Annotated in this window: 10 protein-coding genes and 1 pseudogene; all 11 read right to left on the reverse strand. The window is 30.3% G+C overall.

Features of this window, described 5'->3' with window-relative positions:
- A partial coding sequence (locus tag ABW636_RS22215) for a non-ribosomal peptide synthetase (RefSeq protein ID WP_367592295.1) occupies positions 1-4,659 on the reverse strand: 4,659 nt, incomplete at its 3' end.
- Positions 4,660-5,681: 1,022 nt separating this feature from the next.
- A pseudogene (locus ABW636_RS22220) lies at positions 5,682-6,560 on the reverse strand (IS982 family transposase).
- 171 nt (positions 6,561-6,731) lie between these two features.
- Positions 6,732-7,061 carry a T9SS type B sorting domain-containing protein gene (locus ABW636_RS22225; RefSeq protein ID WP_367592296.1) on the reverse strand — a complete coding sequence of 110 codons (330 nt, stop codon included), beginning with the start codon at positions 7,059-7,061 and terminating at the stop codon, positions 6,732-6,734.
- A gap of 98 nt (positions 7,062-7,159) precedes the next feature.
- Positions 7,160-7,465, reverse strand: coding sequence for a hypothetical protein (locus ABW636_RS22230; protein ID WP_367592297.1), 306 nt, complete (start codon positions 7,463-7,465; stop codon positions 7,160-7,162).
- 59 nt (positions 7,466-7,524) lie between these two features.
- Positions 7,525-7,944, reverse strand: coding sequence for a hypothetical protein (locus ABW636_RS22235; RefSeq protein ID WP_367592298.1), 420 nt, complete (start codon positions 7,942-7,944; stop codon positions 7,525-7,527).
- Between the two features lie 41 nt (positions 7,945-7,985).
- Positions 7,986-8,585, reverse strand: coding sequence for a hypothetical protein (locus tag ABW636_RS22240; protein WP_367592299.1), 600 nt, complete (start codon positions 8,583-8,585; stop codon positions 7,986-7,988).
- A 269-nt stretch (positions 8,586-8,854) separates the two neighbouring features.
- Positions 8,855-9,928 carry a PIN domain-containing protein gene (locus tag ABW636_RS22245; RefSeq protein WP_367592300.1) on the reverse strand — a complete coding sequence of 358 codons (1,074 nt, stop codon included), beginning with the start codon at positions 9,926-9,928 and terminating at the stop codon, positions 8,855-8,857.
- Between the two features lie 59 nt (positions 9,929-9,987).
- Positions 9,988-10,254, reverse strand: a complete 267-nt coding sequence (locus ABW636_RS22250) for a hypothetical protein (RefSeq protein ID WP_367592301.1) — start codon at positions 10,252-10,254, stop codon at positions 9,988-9,990.
- A 4-nt stretch (positions 10,255-10,258) separates the two neighbouring features.
- Positions 10,259-10,504: a hypothetical protein gene (locus ABW636_RS22255; protein WP_367592302.1), complete on the reverse strand. Its 246-nt coding sequence runs from the start codon at positions 10,502-10,504 to the stop codon at positions 10,259-10,261.
- An 18-nt stretch (positions 10,505-10,522) separates the two neighbouring features.
- Complete coding sequence (locus ABW636_RS22260) at positions 10,523-11,341, reverse strand: Abi-alpha family protein (protein WP_367592303.1); 819 nt, start codon at positions 11,339-11,341, stop codon at positions 10,523-10,525.
- A gap of 218 nt (positions 11,342-11,559) precedes the next feature.
- Positions 11,560-12,648, reverse strand: a complete 1,089-nt coding sequence (locus ABW636_RS22265; RefSeq protein ID WP_367592304.1) for a hypothetical protein — start codon at positions 12,646-12,648, stop codon at positions 11,560-11,562.
- Between the last annotated feature and the right edge of the window lie 339 nt (positions 12,649-12,987).

The raw sequence follows: 12,987 nt of genomic DNA on the forward strand, positions 1-12,987 counted from the left end.
ATCTAATCCTCCTACTAAATCACAACTGAACTGAACCAAATAAGAAGGACTATCGGTATCATACAAACTATGAAACAAGATCCCTTCTTGCAACGGACTTAATGGATAAATATCCTCTATAATACCTTTATGAACATGAGAAGATGTAAAACTACATAAGGATTCATAAACTACTGACTGTGGCAATCCATAATCACTAGAAGTAAAAACTCGACTATCTAAATTCTCACAATGCGATAGAATAGCATCTAAAAAGATCATATATTGCTCTGCCAGATCCGCTATAGTAATCTCCATATAGCGATTACTATCATAGTCCCAATCCATACAAAGCTCGCCATCAACTATAAAACTATTAATGGTCAATACACTTGAAATAGCGTTGGAACCTGCAATATCTCTTCCTCTTGACTCTGAGGAAAACCCTAAGAACCCTTCTGTTTTTATGCTATTATCAAATCCCCCTAAATAATTAAAGAGTATCGAATCAAAATCCTGACTTAAAACAGACCTAACTTCTTCGGATTCTGACAAATATCGCAAAACACCATAGCCAATTCCTTTATCAGGAATACCTCGTAACATATCTTTGGTATTGGCTATAACACTCCCTATATCGCTCCCTGTTGAAGCTTCTAAAAGAACCGGAAATAAACTCGTAAACCAACCAACTGTCCTACTCACATCTATAGAAGGAAAAAGATCTTCACGGCCATGGCCTTCCAAACCGATAACAACCTGATCTGAACCTAACCAATTCGTTAAGCTCAACGCTAAAGCACTTAATAACAAATCATTAATCTCTGTACCATAAGCCTTATGAGCTCCATGCAATAGAACAGATGTCCTATCCTTATCCAAAACAGTACGATAACTCGAAATATCACCATAACTACTATTGCCACTATAAGCCGTGTCATGAGCAAACTCTGATACAGAAGATAAAATAGATGACCAATAAGGAAGCTCTTCTAATAAATCTTCATCATTGGCATAACCCTTTAATGCCGATACCCATTGTCGATAAGAACTTTGCTTTACTGGTAATTCTGGAACTATACCTCTGGAAAAACCTTCTAATAACAATTGTAAGTCTTCTAATAAAATACGCCATGAAACACCATCAATCCCTAAATGGTGTACCACAAGCAACAAACGATTAAAACGCTCTTCATTGGTAGTCTCTAACAAAACAAAACGACAAATATCACCTGATTCAATATCTAAATCTCCCTGATAATAATCGCATAAATCATTAATATCTGAAAGCCTAGATACCTGTGTAATAATTAAACTACCAGATGTTGACCCATATTCTTGTAATACACTTTCTTCTCGAGAACCGAACTGTAACCGAAGAGAATCATGATGGGTCACCAACATCTCTAAAGCCACGGATAAATCACCCGCATCGATACCTTTATCGATATCTAATAATACAGATTGGTTATAGTGGTTTGCTTTTTGGTAATCTTTAGAAAAAAACTCTTGTTGGATAGGCAATAATTCTAACCCCCCTTCTAATAATCCAACTTCACTATCAATAAAAACAGGATCTTTTATATTGGACGATAACTCACGGATAGTCTGATAAGAAAACAAATCTTTTACACTAAAATGAAGATCTTTATTCTTACTGCGACTAACCATTTGAATTGCTTTGATCGAATCGCCTCCCAACTCAAAGAAATTATTACTTACACCAATACCTTCTACTCCTAATAAATCTTCCCATATCTCAACTAAGATACGTTCTCTATCTGTCAATGGAGCGACATACTCCGTTATCAATCCGGTTATATCGGGATCGGGTAATGCTTTTCTGTCGATCTTACCATTGCTGGTCAACGGTAAATTATCCAAAACCACATACAAATCCGGAACCATATAGCTCGGTAATTTCTTACCTAAACTTTCTTTGATCAAATCCTGATCAAAATACTCTGTCCCTACAATATAACTTACCAAACGCTGCGAACCTTGATTGTCTTCCCGAGCCAAAACAACTGCCTGGGTGACTTCTTGTAACGCTAACAGTGCATTCTCTATCTCTCCTAACTCTATTCGATAACCTCGTATCTTAACCTGATGGTCTTTCCTACCTATAAATTCTATATTGCCATCTGGTAACCAGCGTGCAAGATCGCCTGTCTTATAAAGTCGATCACCTTCTTTAAAAGGGTTTTCTATAAACTTATCTCTGGTTAACTCCTCACGGTTTAAATAACCACGGGCAACCTGAACCCCACCAATACACAACTCTCCGATAACTCCTATAGGCTGTAATCCTAATTCTGAATTTAAGATATAAATCTGAGTATTCGTGACTGGTTTACCTATTGAGACTCTATCACTGCCTAACTTTGTAATATCTACAGATGTAACATCTATTGATGCCTCTGTTGGACCGTAGTAATTATGAAGATTAGTAGATGAAAAAGCATTTTCAAAACGCTCTATCATACTTATAGGTAAAGTTTCCCCACTACAAACTACATGACGTAAAGACAAACATTTATTTACATTCAATTCCAATAAGAAAGCTCCTAACATAGAGGGAACAAAATGAACAACACTAACATTATTTTTCCAAATTAAATTTTCCAAATATTTAGGATCCTTATGACCATCTAGTTTTGCTATAACTAACTTACAACGTATAATTAAGGGTAATAATAATTCCCAAACAGAAACATCAAATGTATATGGTGTTTTTTGTAAAATAACATCATCTGATACAAGATCTAAATCATCGGTCATCCACAACAATCGATTATAAAGACCTCGATGCTCACATAACACTCCTTTAGGATTTCCTGTAGATCCCGAAGTGTAAATAACATATGCTAATTGATCTGGGGTAACAATATCTTTTGGTAATGTTTTGGGTTGATTACATAAACCTTCTCCCAGACTATCTAAAGAAACAACCAATAGATTATCTTTCTTAAATAAAAACTCCTTACCAGTATCTGTAAGAACCAGACCTGCTCCTGTATCCTCTAAGATAAAATCTATACGATCCTCAGGGTAATTAGGGTCTAGAGGAACATAAGCCCCTCCACTCTTCATGACTCCTAAAATACCTACGATCATATCAAATCCCCGATCCAGGCAAATCGGAATCAAAGTTTCTTTATCGATGCCCTGATCTAGTAAATAATGTGCTAACCGATTGGAGCGCTCATCCAACTCTCCATAACTCATCTCCTTATCTTCAAATACCAAAGCAACTGCATCCGGGATATTGGCCACCTGTTCTTTAAACAAATCTAAAACAGTCTTATCCTTGGGATAATCTACGGTTGTGTCATTAAAATCTACAAGCAACTGATGCTTCTCTATATCAGTAAGTATAGGAATTAATGAGATCGGTTTATTTATATACCTATCGATTGATTTGAGCATAAATAATATTCGTTCGCCCAATAAATCTACTTCCCCTTTACTGAAGTAACCTCCATCATAATCTATTTTTAACTCTAATGGTTGATTTTCTCCATAATCACACCATCTAAAAGAAATAGGACTTAAAAATGATGAAACGCTTGTTAAATGTTTTGTTTCAAAATGTAAACCTGAATCTAATATTCTTGGAAAAGGAAATGGTTCATAATTAACTATGATATCAAATAATTGTTTTCGATTGTGAGATAAAAGATTGAGTTCTCTATTTAAATGCCCTAATGGATATTTACGATATCGATAATCCTCTCTCTGTGATTGTTTTATTGAATTTATAAAATCCAATAATGGTAATGTTTCAACATACTTCCCTTTAAAAGGTAGTATTCCACTAAACATTCCCAACATATTTCGTTCCTTTTTGTTTCCTCTATTATGTATTGGAATACCAAAATTCAATTCTGAACTACTAGTAATTTTACTATAATAGATGATCAAAACAGCAATCGTAAGTTGTTGTAAATTACTCCCTGTTTTTTTAGATAAGTCTTCGAATATCTTATGATCATGTTTTGATATATTTATAGATACTCTTCCATTTTCTTCTCTATTTGTTCGATTTTTTTCTTTTAATATTTGTTCAGGAATTGTTTCATATTTATTCTTCCAATAAATAGCATCTTTTACATAGCTCTCTGAATTAACATAATCAATATTTCCTTGTATATTTTCAAAATAAGATCCATATGATATGTCTTTCTTATCCTCATTTTTTAATAAAATATCATATCGGTTTATTACGTGGTCAGCAAGTATTACGAAACCATATCCGTCCAAAATTAAATGGTGAAAACAAGCCATTCCCCAATATTCATTCTCGGATATTTTAAGGAAACAAAACTTAAATAATTGATTCTCTTTCAGATCAAAAGGAGTATTAAATTCATTCTGCATCCATTTCAAAGCCCTTTCTTCCGACTCTAATTCTTTGGAAAAATCTAACTCTTTCAGATAAATATTGACTGGTCCATCAATCAAATAACACAAAGGTACTTCTTCTTTAAAATCATAACCAATCCTAAAAGAATCAAATACATTTGGTAAGCCTTCTATTATTACTTTAAATAAATTTTTCTTAAATTTTCCTTTAAATTTCATATACCCCCCTATGTTATACTCGGAACTTAAGGGATTAATAATTTGATGATAATAAATATCTTCTTGAGCAGTATGTAAATTCTTTTTTTTAGACATGATTTAATTTTTATTTAATAACATAATCGCCTTACATAGAACACAATGTTAGAGATGTGATTAAAACTAAAGTTCGTATGTAATACACGTTGTGTAGCAAGGTATATGTATGATTTTCAAGCAAAACGATTTTTCTTACACATGAGTTTTGACCATTCTAAATTATAGATATGCATCAATTGATGACATATATTGACTTATTTGAATTTTTATTTTTTGAGATTGTTATTCAGTAAATTCTGTATTACATTTTATAGATTTATGGTATTCTTCTACTCTCATCGTTTTTTTGTAGATTGTAGTTATCTGGTAATATGACAAGATTATATCACTATAAGACAAGCATAACCCAAAGACTATATCCATTTATATTTCAAGTGATTACAAAACAAGTAACCGTTAAAAACGTAATTCTTTGAACTAAATCTCCACTATTTATTGTTCAGATCGGCCAACAAATAGTAGCAATGTTTAATTTTTGGAAGATTCGCATTATCATTTATGGAAAATGGAAATATCAATGGACTACCTCAACTCATGGATACAAGCCTCCCCTTTTTATTTTAATACACAATACTATAGAAATTAACAGAAAAACTGAATGAACTATTTTGAGCTACAAATAGATCGTTTTATTCAATATTTTTATCTAGACTTATCAAGATATTTGTATTCTCTCGATATATTTTGTCATTTCTTTAACTAAATAATATACTGAAGCAATTAAATACGTTGATTAACAGGTTGTCGATTGTTTTTTATCCTTCGATAATACTCAAATATCTTCATTTTAGGTAGGTACTTATCGAAATGAAAAGCAGAACATGTAATTAATAATTTCATGATTAAATATTTTTAGGTTTCAAGAGAATATAAATTTAAATCAATGATTTAAAGTTCCCTGACTTCTTTGTTTGAATGGTAAGTTTGAATGTATAAACGGTAGGTTTAAGTGTATAAATGTCATTTAGTCAAGGTAAAAGAATTTAAAAATGAAAGATATGAAATAACCCGTTGTGCATTTAGGTTATATTTATTTTTAGGTTGTTTATATTTCTATTGAACTCAAACTTATTGATGTATTGAATAATAGTCATTGCTGTTATCTTAGATAAGATTCTGTTTTTAAACCCATCAAAAGATTTAGCATAATTCCTTCTGATCATAAATTGATCACAAAGTTGAGAGAATACTGTTTCAATACGTTTTCTGGATTTCTTGAAAACATAAGGTTGTTCTTTATAATTATGTTGGTTAACCCTCATAGGGGTTTCAAGCCTAATATTATGACATTCAAATAGGTTTAATTGATATTCTGCTGATAAATACCCTCTATCACCAAGCAATACACAATTCTCTAATTGATGTTTTACATCCTTTAAATAGTTGACATCATGTACAGAAGCTGGACTAATATCCATACTCTCTATAACACCTTGTGTAGAACAAACAGCATGAAGTTTGTAGCCATAATAATGACTTGATTGACTAGCGCAATATCCTTTTTCAGGTAAACTATAGTATTACTCTTTACATATTTTACTTCTAGAACTTCTTGATAATTTACAGACCTCTAAAGGCATACTGTCTACGATATAACAATGCTGAAATTGATTCAATCTAATTACCAATTCTTTGCGAAGTGATTCTCTAAAGGCAAATAGTTTGCGCTTCCTTCTATTATAAACACTTCCTTCTATTTTAGTAGATAAAGCAGATGGTAAAATTCGAAACAGTTGACATTCACTATCAATACTCATGTACTCTGAAGTTAAGTCAATAGCAATAAGCTCTTTATCTCTCAATTTAGGTTTGCGTATTTGATGTAAATAATCAATTTCAGAATCTAATTCTTTTAAAACCTTGAGTATTTTATCGTAATTTGCTTGAAAGTTGTGCATAGAAATTATAGTGTGGTAACTACAATTTACTGCCTTTTAGCAGTTTGCACAACTTTTCCTAAATGCACAACGGGTTTATATAATTTAAGTTAATGAATATTTACTTCGAATGTATTATTACCTATTACATATAATTTATTGTTAATAATTCATTCTATTTTTTTGAGTTGTCTATCTTATCAATGAAAAATGTCCTTTAAACTGTTTCATAATATTTTTATTTGGTTCGCGATATTCTACCAGAAACCAATATTCGCTTGACGGCATTTGGTTTCCATTATATATACCATTCCAACCAAAATCTGAAGATGGTCTGAGGGTCGTTAATAACTTACCTAACCTGTCAAAAATATAAATCTTTGCATCTTGTTGATTTCTTAATCCAGTAATATTCCATTCGTCATGAAAACCATCGCCGTTAGGTGTAAAAAACCTAGGGTAATCTAGAACAAAAACTGTTGTGTCTACGACACCACAACCATTAACACTTCTTGCAAACACTTGATGTTCTCCAGGAGTAACATCGGTAAAAGTATAGGTGCCATCATTTGGGTTATTTGCAAACCAAATACCATCGTTTTATTGAACTTATATATTAGTTACTTTAATATTTCATTTAAGTGTTCTTCAATTTCCATTAGAAGTATTATATATTTCACAGCAGTTTTATTATAAATTCCTTTAACTCTTACAGGAATCATAAGTCCTGGAAAATCTTTTACTGTATTCTCTAGTAGACGAACTAGCTCATTAAATTTAATCTTATAAGGGTCCGGAATTATCGCTGTGGGAATAGTGAAAATTAAACCTGTTTGACTTGCTAATCTTTCATTCGCACAACCTTCATGAACAGCAATCTTATAATTAATTCTACTTATCTTATTTAGTAAAAACTCTTCTTCCAATATTATTTAAAATTGTTATCGTTTTATTGAACTTCGATTCTAAAAAACTATTGATACGGCTATACGTGAAGAACACTGGAAATATGAAAAGTATCAATTCCTTCATTTGCTAATGAGTTGATTTGCTCTTGAGTCAAATTATGAGCAACTAAAACACTTAGCCTTATATTCCCATAAGTATAAATAGGTGGATTGGATGCATAATTTTGAAGAAGCACTTCTATATCTTCATTATCACTTACCGTAACAGTTATATTACGCCCATAATTGTTGAAAGATTCAGAACCTGGTATAAAATTAATACCTAAAGCGCGACCATGTACAATTGACATTTGTACCAAATGTTCCTTTGAAAAATTGGTATTTTCGTCTATTCTTTTCTGTAATTCAGTCATAACAGGATCCTTTAAAGGGTGATCTTCTTCAAACCCTAAGTAAAAATCTCCTAACGTTTCAATATCTAGCTTTTCTATGTCCATAATTTTTCAACTTATATTAAATAATATCTGTTAGAATTTCATTATTTCAATATTAAATTTATACTGCCAATTTCATCTAGTTTTTCATTAATTCTATCAGCATACTTCTGTTTGTATTCTGTTGTTTCGGGATGAGTAATAATAACGTATAAATTATAAAAACACCAATAAATCTTACTGTTTTTGTAAATCAGATTTTTTAACGTTTTATTCTCAACTTTCATCGCATTTTGATTGTAACCTAAACCAGTAATTTTGGGTTTAATTAACATTAAATCATCTTTACTTTTTTCAAAATACAAACTTTTAGTACACGTTAATATAGTTCCGTGTATAATAGTATTTCTCAATTCTATCATTTTTTCAAATTTAATTTTAACTTTTTTTGCTAAATCTTGTAGGTATTTATCTTTATTAAAATGATGATGAAACAATGCTAGTGCTTTTTTATTTAAAGGATATGCTGTTTGGTCTTCAAGTAAAATGTTAATAGACCTCTTAACATCTTCATTTTGAGAACCATTATTCAAATGAATTATGTTTTGTCTTATCATAGCACATATCAATTCGAATGAAACTACAAACTCACCAATTAAAGCCAATTGTTCCTGTTTTTTTTCTTCAGGGATATGTGTATTCATATAATCGTTTTACTAAACTTTTGATTTTATTTTACTTTTTATCGAATTTATAATAATGTATAAAAACGTTCCTCCTGAGATTAATAATAGAACTATTCCTCCAAGCAAAAGAAACTTAATTAGACAACCATCACTAGAACAAGGTCTACTACCCCAATTTATGAGATAGATCGAATAATAAATTCCAATTATCGATATAATCAATATAATCCAAGTAATGATTTGTCTCATCATTTATTTGAACTTTTAGCCATTATTATGTAAAATTTTTATTCAATTTCTATTTTATCAAATTCATCAATTTCTATCTCAAGTATTTCGTAATCATTCAATTCATCTAATTCAATACTGACTGTTTTTGTCAGTTTTATTGGAACTACATCTTCCAATAAGAAGTAGTGTTTGTTCAAATCTTCTGAAATACTAGGTAGGCTGTCATCAGCCCAATAATCAGCTTTAAAAACTGCATAGTCAACAGAAGCTTCTCCATTTACAATTATTGGAACAAAAAATTTATCATCTATAAATTTGACGTTTAATTCATCAATTTCAATTGTGATATCATCTATCGCATATACATTTACTTCTCCATTGTCAGATGGTAAACCTGTCTCATACAATTGCCAATAACTCTTGTTAGCTAGATATCCATAAACTGCATCTTCAAAAGAATCTTTACTGTCTAACAGAATATCTCTCGCATCTGCAACACGTTGATTGTATTTCAATTTATCATATCTCTTTTGAAGTTTTTTGAATTCCGTATCCGAATACAGTTCTTCAAACGAAGAGAAAATATTTACTTTTTTAAGTGATTCGCATTTTTCTCTCAAATTATTATCTCCCGAAACTAAATAGACTTCTTCCTCCGATGATATTTTTTTAATCGTCTCGTAAATGAAAGCATCTGGTATATCATCTCTTTTTTTAAGACTTTTGAAAGGTTTTCCACCTGTGAAATAAGCATCAAAAACCGCTATGCTATCTTTCTCATCGTAATCATAAAGTTCAGCTTTTGATTCCTCTAGAAATTCATCCCACAGTTCTTTATTGGATGTTTCTACGTTTTTTTCCAATTTAAGAATTTCTTTTTCAATTTTTTTTGCAATTTTAAAATAAGATTTTCCCATTCCTTTTCGTTCCAAAGAATTTAAAGTTGATTGTAACTGCTTTAAATCAATGGTCAAATCAGCTATTGAACTTGAGGAGCATTCTTTATAAACAAAATATGGAATATGAAGTTTTATAAACTTTTCAGATCCCATATCCTTAATTAATGAAATATCGGCTTTATTTAAACCTCTATCTTTTTTAAATTCGGTGCTGTCTATTATAATATTCATTCTCAAATTGTTGGTAGTTATCGTTTTATTATACTTTTTATTTAGAAAGGTTAATGTTATTAACCAAATGTTTCTAATTGTTTTATTTGATCAATTACATTATCATCAGAGCATAATTCTCTTAATTTAATATATAGCTTTTCGGTATACTCTAATGATGCGGATCCATTTTTTATAAGTTCCAACTCTGCAACAATTTCTGTCATCTTCACAATAACATCTTGGTTTTTTAGGCTTTTCTCTTCTGAAGTTCCTATGCGCTGTAAGTGATCCACATCGCCTCCAACTCTTTTGTAAAGTTCTATATGGTATTCAGTAATCATCATCGTTTTATTGAACTTTTAAATTTGTACATCTTACACCATATACATGTGTGTCATTAAGTTTTATATCGAATTTGTATGCATTCAGGTTTTCACCTTGAAACATTCTTTTTTCTGATTTATTACAAATGATAACTTCTACATTTTCAGTTATAACCTCCCCACATAAATTTCTTTGCTCTGTTATAAGAATAGCTTTTACACCCGACCAATCATCTGAGCTTATTTCCTCATATTTATCTTCAGTTATCATCGTTTATTTAAACTTTGCCTAATCCTTTTCGATACAAGCACATATAAATAATTCTCCTAATTCAGTAAGATTATAATAATCGTATTCCGGGTTAATCCCAACTTCTACATCAAGTTGCGACTCCCATTCTATATTATTGGGTAGGTGAATCGGTTCTGCACGAACAGAGTGCTCAATAACATTCTTTATAAGACCTAATCTTACCAAATTAGAAATTTCAAAATCTTTTAAATTAGTATCGTCTAGTGTTTCTTGTTCACTTATCAAATTCAATAATTCTCTTTCAATATTTTTCAAATCACTAAGCTCCAAATGAAACTCAGTATAGATTTCATCTTTATGTTCCTCTATTTTTGCAATTATCGATTTTTCTTTTTCAGGAAACTCTTTTTTGTATGTTTCCATTTCTTGATTTAGTTTTTCAACTCTAGATTTTTTATTTAAGACCGATTTTTCTAATGCCTCGTATTCACTTAACGACATTTGACTTAGAATATATGGGAAAACATGATTTTCAATATTTTGTTCAGAGTCAACCAAATTTGATATGAGTATGCTCCACTTATCCTGAAGTTTTTCATCTTCTTCAAGACTAGCATACTCAAGTAAAGGGCATATTAATTTGAATGAAACTTGCTTTGGGGAAATTTTATGCTTCAAACAATAATCTTTAGCCTTATTTAGAATTTTAATTTGATTTTCAAATCTCCAAGATGCAATTTTATCCTTCATTAGAAGACCAGTTTCTTCAACAGCTGGACTTATCAGTTTACCTAAAAAGTCTTTTGCTAAATCAATCCCTTTCTCAACTGCAGAAGAAGTTATGTCTAGTTTCATAGGTTTTAAATTTATCGTTTTATTAAACTTTTATGTTATTGAATATATCTATTATTGGATATGAAAAACGGAATTTTTAAATATACACATAACCAAGAATTTATATTTTGATTTCAATTCATTCATTTTAAATGCCAAATCAGCAATTTGTAGGTATTTTGCACATAGCAAGTAACTCTCCTAAACTACCGAACGCCAAAATAAAGTGTTGCTGCACGTTATTCTATTAAGGCTAAAATATTGGCTTTTTTGGTAAACTGAACTCTTGAATAAAACTCTTTAGGAATATTCATTTCCAAAACATTTGGTTGACTCCAGTCTTGTAAAACATTTATACGTTGGATGTAATTATCATTATAATCTTTCATAAACTCTAGGGTCTTCATTTTCTCTTGACCTATTAGATATATTGAGATATTATTTATGGTTGAAAAGTATTCACTATTTTCTGGGATTAGTGTAATACTAGTATTTACAAAATCCTCAAATGTCAAATATGTTTTATCTAAATTAGTTATAAAATGTTCAACAGGGAATGACTTTATTAAAGCAATAGAAATTTCTTCCATAATTCCAGTGTTATTGGATCTGCTTTTCCAATATTTTATAGAAGCCTTGTCAAAATCTTTAAGGTTTAAGATTCCTTGGCGATGACCTGATTCATAAGTCCAATCTATTTCTTTGAAATCGTAATTCCGTATATATGATAATAACTTACTATCGTTATCTAATTTATGCTGATATAGATTTCGTGTAAAGCTTTTATAATAGATACTATCTTTAATATTATTTAAATATTGATTTGAAAAACTTGAATAAAAATCCTCCGATCGATAGTTTGTATTACTATTTATTTTAACCCAAACTTCAAACACCTCATTATTAATTTTATTTTCAAATTCTTTAAAGTTAACTAAGTGACCTGATAGATTTTTTGAGGCATTATTTAGTTCTGAAGCTATTAAACTATTTTTCTTGTTACTTTTCTGTAATTGAGTATCAAGTTTAGAAAGAGTATATATCTGATGAGTGAGTCTTGTCGTTATTGATGTGTCAAGGTTATTTATTTGAATTAATTGATCATTTAAGTTTGAAATTAAAGATTTATACCTTTCTAATTCAATCTTATCCTTATCCTGCTCTTCTGCAGCTTTTCGATTAGATTCTATAAAAGTTACAATACCTGAGGCAATTATTACAATGCTTAAAATAACACCCCACTTTTTGTGTTCTTTTTTACTAAAGTCAAACCACACCCCAAAGATTGCCGCAATGATTGATAGTAAAATAATAAGTGAGTTTAACATTTTAGTATTAGTTAGTTATTTTCAATTATATAGAATTTCTTTTCTATTGAAGCATATAATTTTGTTCCTGGCTTTATTTTCTTACTATCTAGTGTACTCATTGTTTTATTGAACTTTTAAGTTAAAGTGTGGATTGTTTCCGTAAAGGGTGTTATCGTTTTATTGAACTTTTAATTCCACATTTATTCACCTTTTCATAGGTAATTATTAATAAATTACCCGTTGTGCATTTAGAAAAAGTTGTGCAAACTGCTAAAAGGCAGTAAATTGTAGTTACCACACTATAATTTCTATGCACAACTTTCAAGCAAATTACAATAAAATACTCAAGGTTTTAAA

This window comes from Aquimarina discodermiae (assembly GCF_040786235.1).
GTDB lineage: Bacteria > Bacteroidota > Bacteroidia > Flavobacteriales > Flavobacteriaceae > Aquimarina.